The sequence below is a fragment of the Mesorhizobium sp. 128a genome (assembly GCF_053848025.1).
Map to the genome: position 1 here is coordinate 176,442 of NZ_JBSPKY010000008.1, position 15,203 is coordinate 191,644.

Sequence of the window (15,203 nt, forward strand, 5' to 3'; positions counted from 1 at the left end):
CCCTTTGATGCCCCTTGCCTGCTCTGTCATCACGCGGTTTTTCATCTTTTTAACGACAGGTGAGTGATCTAACACACACTCCCTGATAAAATCGCCAATCTAAAGCAGCGAATTTGAACGATTTTCCCGCCATAGTTGTCGCCGCAACACGTGGTTTCGGTGCCAGCGGCGTGACACTTGCAAAAACCACCCGTTCGTTGCTCAACTCCCGGCATGAACGAACGACTCTTCAAAGCGATCGACGACCGTTCCGATGAACTGGTCGCACTGACCGCCGACCTGATCCGCTTCCCGACCATCAATCCACCGGGCGAAGCCTATCGTCCCTGCGCCGAATATGTCGGTGCGCGGCAACTCGGCTTCGAAACCGAATTCATCCGCGCCGAGGGCACGCCCGGCGACACCGACCGCTACCCGCGCGTCAATGTCGTCGCCCGCTTCGACGGCCGCGTGCCCGGCGCCTGCGTCCATTTCAACTCGCATATCGATGTCGTCGAAGCCGGCGAAGGCTGGAGCGTCGATCCCTTTGCCGGCCTGGTGAAGGACGGCAAGGTTTACGGCCGCGGCGCCTGCGACATGAAGGGAGGCCTCGCCGCCTCGATCATCGCGGCCGAGGCCTTCATGGAGGTTTTCCCCGACTTTTCCGGCGCCATCGAAATCTCCGGCACGGTCGACGAGGAGTCCGGCGGCTTCGGCGGCGTCGCCCACTTGGCGAAACTTGGCTATTTCTCCAAACCCAAGGTCGACCACGTCATCATCCCCGAGCCGCTGAACAAGGACCGCATCTGCCTTGGCCATCGCGGTGTCTGGTGGGCGGAGATCGAGACCAAGGGCGAGATCGCGCATGGCTCGATGCCGTTCCTCGGCGACAACGCGGTGCGCCACATGGGCGCCGTGCTGCAGGCCTTCGAGGACGAACTGTTTCCGGCGCTCGACCGCAAGGTGACGCGCATGCCGGTGGTGCCCGAAGGCGCAAAGCGCTCGACCATGAACATCAACTCGATCCACGGCGGCCAAACCGAGGATTTTCGCCCCGGCCTGCCGTCGCCCAACGTGCCGGATGCCTGCCGGCTGACCATCGACCGCCGCTTCCTGCTCGAGGAAGATCTTGCCACGGTCAAAAGCGAGGTGACCGATATCCTCGACCGGTTGAAGCGCGAGCGCAAAAAATTCGACTACGAAATCCGCGACCTGATGGAGGTGCTGCCGCTGATGACCGAGCGCGATGCGCCGGTGGTCCAGGCGGTGGCCCAAGGCATCATGGCGATCTTCGACCGCGAACCGGATTATGTCATTTCGCCAGGCACTTACGACCAGAAGCACATTGCCCGCATCGGCCACATTTATGATTGCATCGCCTACGGTCCGGGTATTCTCGATCTCGCCCACCGACCCGACGAATGGGTCGGGATTTCGGACATGGTGGAGTCGGCCAAAGTGATGGCGATCGGGCTGAACGTGCTGCTCAGAGGAACGGCTACCGGCTGATCCACCGGCATCAGCTGAAAAAACATTCCTCCCGGCGCCGTTGCAGAGCACGAAACGCAATTTACTCCACCTCGAAATCACGCTTCTATCGCACCAAGGTTCGAGCATTTGGGAGTTGCACGATGAAATTGTGGAAAACCATTCTTGCCGCCGCGCTGTTGGCGCTCGCAACCGGCAGTCAGGCATTTGCCGCGCGTACCGACCTGGTTATCGGCATTCCGCTCGAACCGCCCCATCTTGATCCGACCGCCGGTGCCGCCGCGGGGATCGACGAAGTGCTCTACGCCAACGTCTTCGAGGGCCTGACCCGCATCGGCCCGAGCGGCGAAGTGCTGCCCGATCTCGCCGAAAGCTGGGCTATCTCGGACGATGGCAAGGTCTACATCTTCAAGCTGCACACCGGCGTCAAATTCCATGACGGCACCGATTTCGACGCCAGCGACGTGAAATTCTCGCTCGACCGCGCCCGCGCCGACAATTCGGTCAACGCGCAAAAGGGCCTGTTCGCGGCCATCGATACGGTCGAAGTCGTCGATCCGGCGACGGTGAAGGTGACGCTGAAGAACCCGCAGGGGTCGTTCCTGTACAATATGGGCTGGGGCGACGCGGTGATCGTGGCGCCGGAGAGCGCCGATACCAACAAGGAAAAGCCCATCGGCACCGGACCGTTCAAATTCCAGAACTGGGCCAAGGGCTCGTCGATCACATTGGTCAAATCGGACAATTACTGGGGCGCTCCGGTGTTCCTCGACAAGGCCGAGTTCCGCATCGTCCCCGATGCTGCGGCCGCCGTGCCGGCGCTGCTCTCCGGCGACATCCAGGCCTTCCCTTTCTTCGATCCCGACAGCGTCGCGCAGGTCAAGGACGATCCGCGCTTCCATGTGGTGATCGGCTCGACCGAGGGCGAAACCATCCTGTCGATCAACAACAAGAAGCCGCCTTTCGACAAACTCGAGGTGCGCCAGGCGATTGCCTTCGCGCTCGATCGCAAGGCGATCATCGACGGTGCCTCGGCCGGCCTCGGCGTGCCGATCGGCTCGCACATGTCGCCCGCCAGCAAGGCCTATGTCGACCTCACCGGCCTCTATCCGCATAATGTCGACAAGGCCAAGGAACTGCTGAAGCAGGCCGGCCTTGAGAATGGCTTCAAGGCGACGCTGAAACTGCCGCCGCCCTCCTATGCGAGGCTCGGCGGCGAGATCATCGCCTCGCAGCTGCGCGATGTCGGCATCGACCTTGAGATCGTCCCCGTCGAATGGGCGCAGTGGCTGGATCAGGTGTTCACCAAGAAGGATTACGACCTGACCATCGTCTCCCACACCGAGCCGAATGACATCGATATTTATTCGCGCAAGGATTATTACTTCAACTATGACAACCCGGCTTTCGACAAGATCATCACCGAACTGAACCTCACCTCCGACGACGCCAAGCGCAACACGCTGCTGGGCGAAGCGCAGAAGATCCTGGCCGACGATGCCGTGGTCGGCTTCCTCTACGAACTGCCGAAGGTTGGGGTCTGGGACGCCAAGCTGCAGGGGCTGTGGGAGAACGCGCCGATCCAGGCGAATGATCTGACCAAGGTGAAGTGGACGGATTGACCGCCTACCTCCTCAAACGCCTCGCCATCGCCATCGCGACCTTGATCCTGGCTTCGATGGTCGTCTTCGCCGTGCTCGAAATCCTGCCCGGCGACCCGGCGCGGCTGATGCTGGGTCTCAACGCCAGCGCCGAGCAGGTCGAGCTGCTGCGCAACCAGATGGGCCTCAACGCGCCGCTTGTCCTGCGTTACCTCTCCTGGGTCGGCGGCCTGCTCAGCCTCGATTTCGGCCGCTCCTACACCTATTCGGTGCCGGTCATCGACCTGGTGCGCGAACGCATGGCGGTTTCACTGCCGCTGGCGCTGATCGCGCTGGCGCTGTCCACCGTCATCGCCATCCCGGTCGGGCTTTATTCCGCCAGCCGGCGCGGCCGGGCCGGCGACACCTTTGCCATGGGTATGGCCCAGCTCGGCGTCGCCATACCGAACTTCTGGTTCGCGCTGATGCTGATCTACCTCTTTGCCGTCTGGCTGCGACTGGCACCGGCCGGCGGCTTTCCCGGCTGGGGTGCCGGTGTCTGGCCGGCGCTGAAATCGCTGCTGCTGCCGGCCCTAGCACTTGCTCTGCCGCAGGCGGCGATCCTGGCCCGCGTTGCCCGCTCGGCGCTGATCGAGGTGCTGAACGAGGACTATATCCGCACCGCCCGCGCCAAGGGCCTGCCCTACCGCGCGGTGCTGTGGCGGCACGCGCTGCGCAATGCGATGATCCCGGTGCTGACCATTCTGGGTCTGCAATTCGCCTTCCTGCTCACCGGCACCATCATCATCGAAAACGTCTTCTATCTGCCCGGTCTGGGACGGCTGGTGTTCCAGGCGATCACCCAGCGCGACCTGATTGTCGTCGAAAGCATCGTCATGCTGCTGGTCGTCGCCGTCATTGCGGTCAACCTCGTTGTCGACATCTCCTATGGCATCGTCGATCCGCGCCTTCGAGGTCGGCAATGACACTGCACATCGAGATCCCGCAGGAGACGTTGGGCAGCGTTCTGGCCAAGGCATTTCGTAACCGCTCCTTCCTCGTCGGTTTCGCCATCACTGTGCTCGTGGCTGCAATGGCGCTCATCTCCTATGTCTGGACGCCTTACGACGTGACCAAACTGGTGATCTCGGACAAGACGCTGGCGCCCTCTGCGGCGCACTGGTTCGGCAGCGACCATTTCGGCCGCGACATCCTGTCGATGATCATGGTCGGCGCCCGCAATTCGATCGCCGTGGCGCTGGTCGCGGTCGGGATCGGCATGGGTGTCGGCGTGCCGCTCGGCGCCTTCGCCGCGGCGCGCGGCGGGTTTGTCGACGAGGCGCTGATGCGGCTGAACGACCTCGTCTTCGCCTTCCCGGCCCTGTTGTCGGCAATCATGATCACCGCCATCTTCGGACCCGGCGCGGTCAACGCCATCATCGCCATCGGCATTTTCAACATTCCGGTGTTTGCGCGCGTCGCCCGCGCCGGGGCGCTGGCGATCTGGCCGCGCGAGTTCATCCTTGCAGCGCGTGCTGCGGGCAAGAGCAAGACGCAGATCAGCATCGAGCACGTGCTGCCCAACATCGCCACGCTGCTTCTGGTGCAAGGCACCATCCAGTTCGCGCTCGGCATCCTCGCGGAAGCCGGCCTCTCCTATGTCGGCCTCGGCGCCCAGCCGCCGATGCCGAGCTGGGGCCGAATGCTGTTCGACGCGCAGACGCGCATGGTGGTGGCGCCGTGGATGGCGATTTTCCCGGGCATGGCCATCGTCATCACCGTGCTCGGCCTCAATCTGCTCGGCGACGGTATCGCCGACATCCTCGACCCGAAATCGCGGCGGCAGCGATGAGCCTGCTGGAGATCGAGAACCTGTCGCTTTCGATCGGCGACACGCCGATCCTGAAGGGGGTCGAGCTCTCCGTGGCGCCCGGTGGGGTCATGGGGCTGGTCGGAGAATCCGGCTCCGGCAAGTCGATGACGGCGCTGACGGTCATGCAGCTTCTGCCGCATGCGGCGCGCGCCAGCGGGCGCGTCACCTTCGATGGCATCGACATCCTGGCGGCCACCGAGGATCAGATGTGCGCCCTGCGCGGCGACGACATCGGCATGGTCTTCCAGGAGCCGATGACGGCGCTCAATCCGGTCAAGACCATCGGCGAACAGGTCGCCGAAGGCATACGCTGGCACACCAGGGCAAGCCGCGCCGAGGCCGAAGACCGGGCTCGTAAAATGCTCGACCGGGTTGGCCTTCCGCAAGCCAAATTCCCGCTGTCGCGCTACCCGCACGAACTGTCGGGCGGCCAGCGCCAGCGCGTCGTCATCGCCATTGCCTGCGCGTTGAAACCCAAGCTGCTTATCGCCGACGAGCCGACGACGGCACTCGACGTGGTGCTGCAGGCACAGATTCTCGACCTGCTGCGCGGCCTTGTCAGCGAAAGCCGCATGGGGCTGCTGTTGATCTCGCACGACCTTGCCGTCGTCACCGAAATGGCCGACCGCATCACCATCCTGCGCCATGGCGAGGTAATGGCGGCCGGCGACACCGCGCGTACACTGTCGGAACAGCTTCATCCCTACACGCGGCAGCTGGCGCTGGCCTCCATGCACGTGCCGGCACGCCCCAAAAGCCAAGCCGCGGTCCAGGGCAAACCGCTGCTTGAGGTCGAAGGCGTGACGCGTGACTATCTGGGACGGCGTACATCCCTGTTCAAACCCGCTCCCCCAATCCGCGCCGTCGACGACGTTTCCTTGTCGCTGGCACCCGGTCAGTCTGTGGCGCTGGTCGGCCGCTCCGGTTGCGGCAAGTCCACGCTTGCGCGCATGATCCTGGCGCTCGACAAATCGACATCGGGAACGATCCGCTTTCGCGGCCAGACCATCACCGGCAGGAGCGAGGCGGAGCTCAAAGCCGCGCGACGCGACATGCAGGTGGTGTTCCAGGACCCTTACGGCTCCTTCGACCCGCGCCAGAAGGTCGAGAAACTGGTGGCCGAACCGCTGCATGTGCTGGAGAAGAAACCAACGCCGGCCGAGCGCCGCGAGATGGTGGCGCATGCGCTGCATGAGGTCGGCCTCGGAGTCAGCGACATGGACAAATATCCGCATGAATTTTCCGGCGGCCAGCGCCAGCGCCTGTCGATCGCCCGCGCCATCATCACCAGGCCGAAGCTGGTCGTCGCCGACGAGCCGGTCTCGGCGCTCGACGTCTCGATCCGCGCCCAGATCCTCGACCTGTTCGCCGAACTCAACCAGAAGCTCGGCATCGCCTACCTCTTCATCACCCACGATCTGACAGTCGCCCGCGCCATCACCGACGAGGTGCTGGTCATGCATGACGGCAGCATCGTCGAGCGCGGCAAGACCGGCGATGTGCTCGACCATCCGCAATCGGAGGCCGCCAAAGCGCTGGTGGCGGCAGCGCCAGATTTGCATCGGGCGATCGCACGCCGGATGCAAGAGCAAGGGTGAGTGGCCGGTTCGCGCAGCGAATTCACCGTGCCGGTGGCACGATGAAAGGTCACGAACGGTGAAGCCCCGGTCCGCCTTCGGGGCGGATCAAAAGGTCCAGTGGACCTTTTGAAGGGAGCTGAACGCCCGAAGGGCTAAGGACGCTGCGAAGCAGCGGGGACCCAGCTGGCCGGGCGGGCGGCTTACTCCTCCGGCTTCACCACATCGACCGGGCTGATGTCGAGCAGGTCGAGCGTGCGGCGCAGCAGCCGCACCTCGCTCTCGGCCAGTTTCGAATCGGCCTTGGCGATTTCCGCCATGTGGAGCGCCAGCAGCTTGCGCCGCTCGACATCGAGATCGCGAAACAGCGCGATGGCCTGCGAACCGTTGGTCTCGTAGCCGAACTCGTTGAGATATTCGATGACTGCGTCGATGCTGGTTTCCGGGATGCCGAAAGCGTCCTTGCAGATGCGCCGGAAGGCAACCATCTCGCTCTCCGACACCGAGCCATCGGCCAGGATCATGCGAAACAGCATCAAGAGTTCCGCCGACAGCACAGGGTCATCGGCAACCTTGCGCACGCCGGGGTCGCCATCGAAGATCGAAAGAATCTGATCGAGCAAAGCCATTGCCAACAGCGTCCCTTTTACTAGTCCGCCCATCGCCTATGACCCCAAAGTGCGGACCGGCTTCGGGATAATGACATGCACTACAGGAAATCCAAGAGCAACGTGCCTGGATAGACGTAGCGCGGATTCGGTCTTGCGCAAACCGGGTCGCCATGATCGAAGGCGCGGCATCTCTTTTCCCGCCGGAATGCCCAGAAAATCCCGATGTTCGACCTCGCCACCCAGACCGTCATCATGCTTGCCTTCGCCGCCTTTGCAGCCGGCTTTGTCGATTCGATAGCCGGCGGCGGCGGCCTGATCACCATTCCAGCCTTGCTGCTTGCCGGTTTTCCGCCGGTTGCAGCACTTGGAACCAACAAGCTGCAGGGCATTTTCGGCACCGCGTCGGCGACCATCCACTACGCCATGAATGGCCATGTCGATCTGCGCCGTCAGTTGCCGTCCGCACTTCTGGCCCTTGCCGGCAGTGCCGTCGGCGCCTTGCTGGCGGCCTTCGTGCCCGGCGATCTCTTGCGGGCGCTGCTGCCGCTGCTTTTGATTGCCATCGCGGTCTACTTCGCCGTGAAGCCCAACATGAATGATGTCGACCGCGCCGAGCGTCTGTCACCCTTCCTGTTCGGGCTGACGATCGCACCCGCGGTCGGCTTCTATGACGGCCTGTTCGGGCCCGGCGCCGGCTCCTTCTACATGCTTGCCTTTGTCAGCCTCGCCGGCTTCGGCGTGCTGAAGGCGGCGGCCCACACCAAGCTGCTCAATTTCGCCTCCAACATTGGCGGCTTCATCGTCTTTGCCGTGGCCGGCGTCATCTACTGGAAGATCGGGCTGATGATGGGCGTCGCCCAGTTCCTCGGCGCGCGCCTCGGTGCAAGCCTCGCAATCCGCATCGGCGCAAGGCTGATCAAGCCGCTGCTGGTGATCATCTGCCTGGCGCTGGCGGTCAAGCTGCTGGCCGATCCTGCAAACCCATTACGCCAGCTAATTGGTGTATGAGCCCACGCCCTGATAGAATGTGGTCGTACGAATCATGTTGGAGGGACCACACATGAATCTTAGTGCACCCACTCAGCTTATTTTCATCATATCCCTTGTCATCGCCATCATCGGCGTTCTTGCCGCGCTTGGCGTTCTTGCGTTTATTCCCTTGGCGTCGGTCTGGATTGTGCTCATCGCCTATATCGTGCTTGCCGCCGGCTGCATGATGCGTGGCGCCTGAGCACGCATATCTCAGGGCAACCGAAGCGCCCGGCCAAAAGCCGGGCGCTTTTGCTTTCGGCCCGTTTTGATTCAGATCAGGGCGTCTGCTAGATTCGGTCGGCAAAGGATGGCCGATGCCGATCGAGATGCAGCGCCGCAAGGAACAGGACCGCTCCATTGCCGGGCGGTTCGAAATGCGCCGGCGGGCACCGCCGCTCGCGCTCGAGGGTATTGTGTCGGACATTTGCGGCTATCGCGAAACCGCGGCCGGCCGTTTCCGCAACATCGAATATGCCTCGCTGACCGTGCCGCTGGTGATCAGCTTCGCCGAACCCTTCGCCATCGGCCTTGGCCGCAGCCCCGGGGACAATGACCGTTTCGCCAGTTTCGCCGCCGGCCTGTTTGCCGGCCCGGTGATCATCGAATCGTTCGGCGACGCCTGCTGCGTGCAGATCAACTTCACCCCGCTCGGCGCCCGCCGCTTCTTCGGCCTACCGATGAGCGAGCTGACCGACAGCATGGTCGTTCTCGACGATGTGCTTGGCGCCGAGGGCTTGGCGCTGCGTGAAAGGCTCGGCAACGCGCCGGACTGGTCGACACGTTTCGACATCGCCGAAACGTTCGTCGCCACCCGTCTCGGCAATGCCGCTGAAACCTCGTCCGAAATCGTATGGGCTTATGAGCGTATTATCGCGTCCGGCGGCCGCGCCCGCATTTCCTCCATCGCCGAAAAACTGGGCTGGAGCCGCAAGCATCTCGCCGGCAAATTCTCCGATGCGACCGGCATCGGGCCGAAAACGCTGTCGCGTATCGTCCGCTTCAACCGGGCGCTCGGCCTGTCGCGGCAGGACCAAAGCGACTGGGCCGATATCGCCGCCGATTGCGGCTATGCCGACCAGGGGCATCTGGTGCGCGAGTTCCGCCAGCTCGCCGGCGATCCCCCAACGGCGCTGAGGTAACAATTCTTCAAGACGGCGGGACGGCCTTCGAACAGAGTGGGTTATCGACCAACTTGAATGAAGGAGGTTTCCATGCCCACCACCGGCGAAGCGCCCCGGCTCTACGCAGCGCTGCGCTACAAAAATGCAGGAAAAATGATCGACTGGCTGTGCGAGGCCTTTGGCTTCGAGGTCCGCGCCCGCTACGGCGAGGGTGACATCGTGCACCACGCCGAACTCACCTTCGGCTCCTCGATGATCATGCTGGGTACAGCGCGCAGCGACGACTACGGCAAGATGGTCGGCGAGCCTGGCTCCGGCGGCGGCAAGTCGATCTATGTCGCCGTCGACGATGCCGATGCCGCCCATGCCAAGGCGAAAAAGGCCGGCGCCGCCATCATCCAGGAACTGACCGACCGCGACTATGGCAGCCGCGAATTCATCTGCCGCGACCCCGAAGGCAATGTCTGGTCGGTCGGAACGTATTGGCCGAAGGCGAGCGAGAAGGCGTGAGCCACATTGCCGACGCTGAAGGTTAGCGAAAGCATCTGAACTTCGTCATCCACGGGCGAAGCAGGAGCGCAGCTCCGTCGCGGAGACCCGAGGATGACGACAGGACAGGCGTGTCAACTAATCACCAAAGCGGGCATATCAACTACCGTGCCAACCCAAAAATCGCGTCGCAGTCGAGATGCGTCTCCAGCTCGGCTGCGATCTCGTCCAGCGCCTTCTCCACTTCGGCACGATAGTCGATGCCGCCGCCCTTGACACCAAGGCTGGCAAGATATGCTGCGCGGAAAGCGTCGGCGGAAAACAAGCCATGCAGATAGGTGCCGAAAACCTTGCCGTCGGCGGAGATGGCGCCGTCATCGGCGCCGTTAATCACGGCGGATGGCCGCGCGGTGTCCGGCCCGGTGGTGCGGCCGAGATGAATTTCGTAGCCCTCGAGCGGCAGGCCGAACGGCACTGAGCGCGCGCTTGAATTGCGCACCGTCTTTTCCGGTTCCATTACCGTCTCGATGTCGAGCAGACCAAGGCCTTCCGCTTCGGTGAGGCTGCCCTCGATGCCATCGGGATCGCGCACCATGCGGCCGAGCATCTGGAAGCCGCCGCAGATGCCGACGACATGGCCGCCGCGTTTTCGGTGCGCCAGAAGATCGCGGTCCCAGCCATTCTCGCGGAACTTAATGAGATCGCCGATCGTCGACTTCGAGCCGGGAATGACCACCAGGCCGGCATCCTCAGGCAGGTGCTGTCCCGGCGGCACGAACACCACTTCGACCTGCGGTTCGGACTTGAGCGGATCGAGATCGTCGAAATTGGCGATGCGGCCAAGCATCGGCACGGCGACTTTCAGCGCCCGTTTCCCGCCTGAAGCCAAGCGTTCGAGCACCACGGAATCCTCCGAAGGCAATCGCGCCGCCGCCTTCAGCCACGGAACGACGCCGAAGCAGCGCCAGCCGGTGAATTGATCGATCGCCTTGATGCCGTCGTCGAAAAGCGAGACGTCACCACGAAACTTGTTGATGAGGTAACCGACGATCATTCGCCGGTCCTCTTCCGGCAGGATCAGATGCGTGCCGGCGACCGAGGCGATGACGCCGCCACGGTCGATGTCGCCGACCAGGATGACCGGCACGTCGGCGCGCATGGCAAAGCCCATATTGGCGATGTCGCGGCTTCTGAGGTTGATCTCGGCCGGCGATCCCGCGCCCTCGACGATGACGAGATCGGCGCCCTCGCCGACCTTCGCCCAGGAGTCCAGCACAACATCCATCAGCCGGCCTTTCAGCGCCTGGTAGTCGCGCGCCCGCGCCTCGCCGAACACCTTGCCCTGGACGATGACCTGCGCCCCGACATCGGTCTGCGGCTTGAGCAGCACCGGGTTCATGTGCACCGATGGCGCGATCCCGCAGGCCAGCGCCTGCAGCCATTGCCCGCGACCGATCTCGCCACCGCCCCTCTCACCGGGAATGTCGGCAACGGCGGCATTGTTCGACATGTTCTGCGGCTTGAACGGCCTGACCTTCAGCCCGCGATTCCTGGCCGCACGGCACAGCCCCGCCACCAGCACGGTCTTGCCGACATCCGAGCCCGTGCCCTGCAGCATGATCGCCTTGGCCATGGCTCAGACCCTGCCCTGCGCGCCGGGAATGGTCGACTTCTGCGCCAGCGGCCCGCCGCGCCAGATGTAGAGCGCCAGCAGCGGCTCGCTGCCGGTGCGCATGGCATGGCTGACATTGGAGGCGTGATGGATCACCTCGCCCGCCTGGCGGACGTGAAAGCCGCCCTCCCCCATGCGCCATTCGGTACCACCGGTCAGCGGAATGTAGATCTCCTCTGCAATATGATGATGGTCGGGATAGGTAATGCCGGGTCCCAGGATCAGCAATCCGGCCGCGGCCTCGTCATTGGCGAAATGACCGCGCAGCCCAAAGACCTCCAGCCAGCCATATTTCTGCAGGAACGCTTCGCCGAAATCCGCCGCATTGTAGGTCTGTCCCCAGCACAGATCGCCCCGACGGTCCGCCAGCAGCTGCACCAGCGCCTGAGCATCCGGCGGCGCCAGTTTGACGATTCGGTTGAGCAGACCAACGCAAGGCAGCGGATGCGGTTCGAGCGGACGCGCCGGCATTGTCCAGTCGATTCGGGCGACAGCGCCCCGCACCAGTGCGTCGTCCACGCCCCGGAGATAGGCATGGAAGCGGCCGAGCAGTTCATCGAAATATGTCGGCACTCTCTGCTCCGTTGATCCATTCATGCACAGCCGCTGCGCAGCAGGCCGGGTTGCGCGGCGGCATCATTGGTCTAGATTGGGCGGCGCGCAAAGCCAAAAACAACAGGCCAGCAGGCCAACCCCCGCCCAGGAAACACAGGGAGCACGCCATGGACGCCGCGGTCGATGCGAGCACCAGCCAGTTCGAACTCAACGAGGAGCAGCGCGCTATCCAGGAGATGGCCCAGGCCTTCGCCGCCGATCGCGTCGCGCCGAATGCGCTCGAATGGGACCGCGCAAAACACTTTCCCGCCGATGTGATCCGCGAGACCGGTCCGCTCGGCCTCGGCGGCATCTATGTCAGGGACGATGTCGGCGGTTCCGCGCTCGGCCGGCTCGACGCCGTGTTGATCTTCGAGGCGCTGGCGCACGCCGATCCGGCTTTCTCCTCCTTCATCTCGATCCACAACATGGCGGCGTCGATGATCGACCGCTTCGGCAGCGACGAGCAGCGCCAGCGCTTCCTGCCGAAGCTGACCTCGATGGAATGGCTGGCAAGCTACTGCCTGACCGAACCGGGCTCCGGCTCCGACGCCGCGGCGCTTAAGACGCGCGCGGTGAAGGACGGCGACGACTATGTGCTCAACGGCGCCAAGCAGTTCATTTCCGGCGCCGGCGACAGCGACCTCTATGTCGTCATGGCGCGCACCGGCGCCGATGGTCCGAAGGGCATTTCCACCTTCGTCGTGCCCAAGGACGCGCCCGGCCTCGCCTTCGGCGCTAACGAGCACAAGATGGGCTGGCACATGCAGTCGACCCGCCAGGTCATTTTTGAGGACTGCAAGGTGCCGGCGCAAAACCTGCTGTGGGGCGAAGGCGCGGGTTTCGGCATCGCCATGGCCGGCCTCGATGGCGGCCGGCTCAACATCGCCGCCTGCTCGCTCGGCGGCGCGCAATCCGCGCTCGACAAGGCGCTGGCCTATACAGGAGAGCGCAAGGCCTTCGGTTCCAAGATCAACCAGTTCCAGGCGCTGCAATTCAGGCTGGCCGACATGGAGACGGAACTGCAGGCGGCGCGCATCTTTCTCTACGCCGCCGCCTCGAAACTCGACCGCAAGGCGGTGGATGGCGGCAAATGGTCGGCGATGGCCAAGCGCTTCGTCACCGATATCGGCTTCAACGTCGCCAACGAGGCGCTGCAACTGCATGGCGGCTATGGCTACCTGCACGATTACGGCATCGAAAAACTAGTGCGCGACCTGCGCGTCCACCAGATCCTCGAAGGCACCAACGAGATCATGCGCGTGATCATAGCGCGCGCACTGATCGGTCGTTAAAGCCAGCATACCGGGAGAGAACAATGACGACGATCGCCTTCATCGGCCTCGGCAATATGGGCAATCCAATGGCCGCCAATTTGGTCAAGGCGGGGCATACGGTGCACGGCTTCGATCTGATGCCGGAGAATCTAACGGTTGCGCGCGAGCACGGCGTCATTGTCATGGCCAATGCCGTTGCCGCGGTGAAGGACGCCGATGTGGTGATTACGATGCTTCCCGCCGGCAAGCATGTGCTCTCGGTCTACGAGGACATCGCGCCCAAGGCCAAGCAAGGCGCGCTGTTCATCGACTCCTCGACCATCGATGTCGAATCGGCCCGTAAGGCGCATGCCGTTGCAAGGAAGCATGGTCTGCATTCGATCGATGCACCGGTCTCCGGCGGCACCGGCGGGGCTGCCGCCGGCACCCTCACCTTCATGGCCGGCGGCTCGGGCGAAGCTTTTGCTGCCGCCGAGCCGATCCTCAAGCCGATGGCTGGCCGCATCGTCCATTGCGGCGACGACGGCGCCGGCCAGGCAGCAAAAATCTGCAACAACATGATGCTCGGTATTTCGATGATCGGCGTCGCCGAGGCCTTCGTGCTGGCCGAAAAGCTCGGCCTCTCGCATCAGGCGCTGTTCGATGTCGCCTCGACCTCGTCCGGCCAGTGCTGGTCGCTGACCACCTACTGCCCGGTGCCCGGCCCGGTGCCGGCATCTCCGGCCAACAGGGATTACAAGCCTGGCTTTGCCGCGGCACTCATGCTGAAGGACCTGAAACTGTCGCAGGAAGCCGCGCAAAGTGCCGGCGCGGTGACGCCGATGGGGGCCGAAGCAGCCCAGCTCTATGCGCTGTTCAACGCCCAGGGAAATGGCGGCGCCGATTTCTCAGGTATCATAAATTTCCTTCGTGGCAATTCTCTATAAGTTTCGAATTTTGCAGCGGTTTTATCGATTTTTCTTGCACGAGAAATTTGCAAATTTAGATTTGCTTAAGCTCTCGATAACCCGACGGTAACGATGTGCCTATACAACGGACGGCGAGGCGGACATATCGCATCCGCCCGGCGCTCCGGATCAGGTCTCGCGTACCGGAGCCCGTAAGTTTCGCAAGTGTATTGTTGGCGAAACGCCATGCGTATCTGGCAAAGCCGCGTTCCCGATGGGACGCGGTTTTTGCGTTTCTGGGAACTATTGCTGCGGCGTCCAGTTATATTTTGGTTGCCGTGCCTGGACTGCCGATGTGATCCTCGTCAACCAGCACGATTGGCGCCCCTCCAGCCATGATGACAAGCAGGCGCAGGTTCCATTTCCCAGCGTTGCGCACGGCATGCGACATCACCCAGCCCCATCCACGGCTACCGTGGACAGGAATGCTGAGCTGGGCGTCGCCCAAGCCGTTTCCGAAGATCTGAACGCTGCCGACCACCCAATAGCCGGCGTCAATATCTTCACCAAGCGCGGCCTTGACACGGTCATCGACGCGCACCGTCTCCATGGTTAGCCGGTAGGCGTCGCTATTCTTCATCATGCGAGGGACGACGGCGATCACGGCGGCAATGCTGAAAAGCGAGATGACGAACAGGCTGAACCCGGCGATCGCCCAGTTGCGTTGCACCCTTCGAAAATGCTCGGCATCGCGCCAGGATACATTCTGCCACGCCCAGCGGCTGCCCTTGGCGCCCAGCACGAAGAGCATGACGATGTTGACCAGTGGGACGAACATCAGCAGCGCGATGAATGTGTTGTTGGCGAGGCCCCAGATCCAGTTGAGGAAAAACGCGCCCCAGTTCCAGCGGTCGAGTTCTGGCGGAATGTCGGCGGGCTGGTTGAGCGGTTGTACTGCCATCATCTCCCCCATCGGCAAAGACTGCCTCGCGGGAGTCTAGCGCAGGCGTGGCCAAACCGGAA

15 protein-coding genes are annotated in these 15,203 nt (G+C 63.1%); 11 read left to right on the forward strand and 4 right to left on the reverse strand.

The window, feature by feature from the left end; genetic code table 11:
• Window positions 1-213 precede the first annotated feature (213 nt).
• The 5 genes from ACWTU9_RS15760 to ACWTU9_RS15780 all read left to right on the forward strand — a co-directional run bounded on the left by ACWTU9_RS15760 (window position 214) and on the right by ACWTU9_RS15780 (window position 6,518).
• Complete coding sequence (locus ACWTU9_RS15760) at window positions 214-1,488, forward strand: acetylornithine deacetylase/succinyl-diaminopimelate desuccinylase family protein (RefSeq protein ID WP_455859077.1); 1,275 nt, start codon at window positions 214-216, stop codon at window positions 1,486-1,488.
• 122 nt (window positions 1,489-1,610) lie between these two features.
• Complete coding sequence (locus tag ACWTU9_RS15765; RefSeq protein ID WP_455859078.1) at window positions 1,611-3,089, forward strand: ABC transporter substrate-binding protein; 1,479 nt, start codon at window positions 1,611-1,613, stop codon at window positions 3,087-3,089.
• A complete protein-coding gene (locus tag ACWTU9_RS15770; RefSeq protein WP_455859079.1) occupies window positions 3,086-4,033 on the forward strand; it encodes an ABC transporter permease in 948 nt (315 codons plus the stop codon). The genes ACWTU9_RS15765 and ACWTU9_RS15770 overlap by 4 nt, the downstream gene beginning before the upstream one ends.
• Entirely contained in the window at window positions 4,030-4,899 is an 870-nt protein-coding gene (locus tag ACWTU9_RS15775; RefSeq protein WP_455859080.1) for an ABC transporter permease, read from the forward strand. Before ACWTU9_RS15770 ends, ACWTU9_RS15775 begins: the two co-directional genes overlap by 4 nt.
• On the forward strand, window positions 4,896-6,518 hold the full coding sequence (locus tag ACWTU9_RS15780) for an ABC transporter ATP-binding protein (RefSeq protein WP_455859081.1): 1,623 nt from the start codon (window positions 4,896-4,898) through the stop codon (window positions 6,516-6,518). Before ACWTU9_RS15775 ends, ACWTU9_RS15780 begins: the two co-directional genes overlap by 4 nt.
• A gap of 182 nt (window positions 6,519-6,700) precedes the next feature.
• Here the strand turns inward: ACWTU9_RS15780 and ACWTU9_RS15785 are convergent, their stop codons facing one another.
• A complete protein-coding gene (locus ACWTU9_RS15785) occupies window positions 6,701-7,132 on the reverse strand; it encodes a TerB family tellurite resistance protein (RefSeq protein ID WP_455859144.1) in 432 nt (143 codons plus the stop codon).
• A 198-nt stretch (window positions 7,133-7,330) separates the two neighbouring features.
• Between ACWTU9_RS15785 and ACWTU9_RS15790 the strand changes: the two genes are divergently transcribed.
• The 4 genes from ACWTU9_RS15790 (at window position 7,331) to ACWTU9_RS15805 (ending at window position 9,771) form a co-directional block, all read left to right on the forward strand.
• Window positions 7,331-8,116, forward strand: coding sequence for a TSUP family transporter (locus ACWTU9_RS15790; protein ID WP_455859082.1), 786 nt, complete (start codon window positions 7,331-7,333; stop codon window positions 8,114-8,116).
• Window positions 8,117-8,168: 52 nt separating this feature from the next.
• Window positions 8,169-8,339: a hypothetical protein gene (locus ACWTU9_RS15795; RefSeq protein WP_454587813.1), complete on the forward strand. Its 171-nt coding sequence runs from the start codon at window positions 8,169-8,171 to the stop codon at window positions 8,337-8,339.
• 115 nt (window positions 8,340-8,454) lie between these two features.
• The gene (locus ACWTU9_RS15800) at window positions 8,455-9,279 is read left to right on the forward strand and encodes a helix-turn-helix domain-containing protein (RefSeq protein ID WP_455859083.1); all 825 of its coding nucleotides are present in this window, start codon (window positions 8,455-8,457) and stop codon (window positions 9,277-9,279) included.
• A gap of 72 nt (window positions 9,280-9,351) precedes the next feature.
• Window positions 9,352-9,771 (forward strand): VOC family protein, encoded by a 420-nt coding sequence (locus ACWTU9_RS15805; protein ID WP_455859084.1) that lies wholly within the window; start codon window positions 9,352-9,354, stop codon window positions 9,769-9,771.
• A 142-nt stretch (window positions 9,772-9,913) separates the two neighbouring features.
• Here the strand turns inward: ACWTU9_RS15805 and ACWTU9_RS15810 are convergent, their stop codons facing one another.
• Both ACWTU9_RS15810 and ACWTU9_RS15815 read right to left on the reverse strand, forming a co-directional pair.
• Window positions 9,914-11,383, reverse strand: a complete 1,470-nt coding sequence (locus ACWTU9_RS15810) for a cobyric acid synthase (protein WP_455859085.1) — start codon at window positions 11,381-11,383, stop codon at window positions 9,914-9,916.
• Window positions 11,384-11,386: 3 nt separating this feature from the next.
• Window positions 11,387-11,995 carry a dimethylsulfonioproprionate lyase family protein gene (locus ACWTU9_RS15815; protein WP_455859086.1) on the reverse strand — a complete coding sequence of 203 codons (609 nt, stop codon included), beginning with the start codon at window positions 11,993-11,995 and terminating at the stop codon, window positions 11,387-11,389.
• Between the two features lie 149 nt (window positions 11,996-12,144).
• Between ACWTU9_RS15815 and ACWTU9_RS15820 the strand changes: the two genes are divergently transcribed.
• Both ACWTU9_RS15820 and mmsB read left to right on the forward strand, forming a co-directional pair.
• Window positions 12,145-13,311: an isobutyryl-CoA dehydrogenase gene (locus ACWTU9_RS15820; protein ID WP_455859087.1), complete on the forward strand. Its 1,167-nt coding sequence runs from the start codon at window positions 12,145-12,147 to the stop codon at window positions 13,309-13,311.
• Between the two features lie 23 nt (window positions 13,312-13,334).
• Window positions 13,335-14,219 (forward strand): 3-hydroxyisobutyrate dehydrogenase, encoded by an 885-nt coding sequence (gene mmsB, locus ACWTU9_RS15825; RefSeq protein WP_455859088.1) that lies wholly within the window; start codon window positions 13,335-13,337, stop codon window positions 14,217-14,219.
• Between the two features lie 283 nt (window positions 14,220-14,502).
• On the opposite strand, the gene ACWTU9_RS15830 is transcribed toward mmsB, so the two are convergent.
• Window positions 14,503-15,141, reverse strand: a complete 639-nt coding sequence (locus ACWTU9_RS15830) for a cytochrome c oxidase assembly factor Coa1 family protein (RefSeq protein WP_455859089.1) — start codon at window positions 15,139-15,141, stop codon at window positions 14,503-14,505.
• Window positions 15,142-15,203 lie beyond the last annotated feature (62 nt).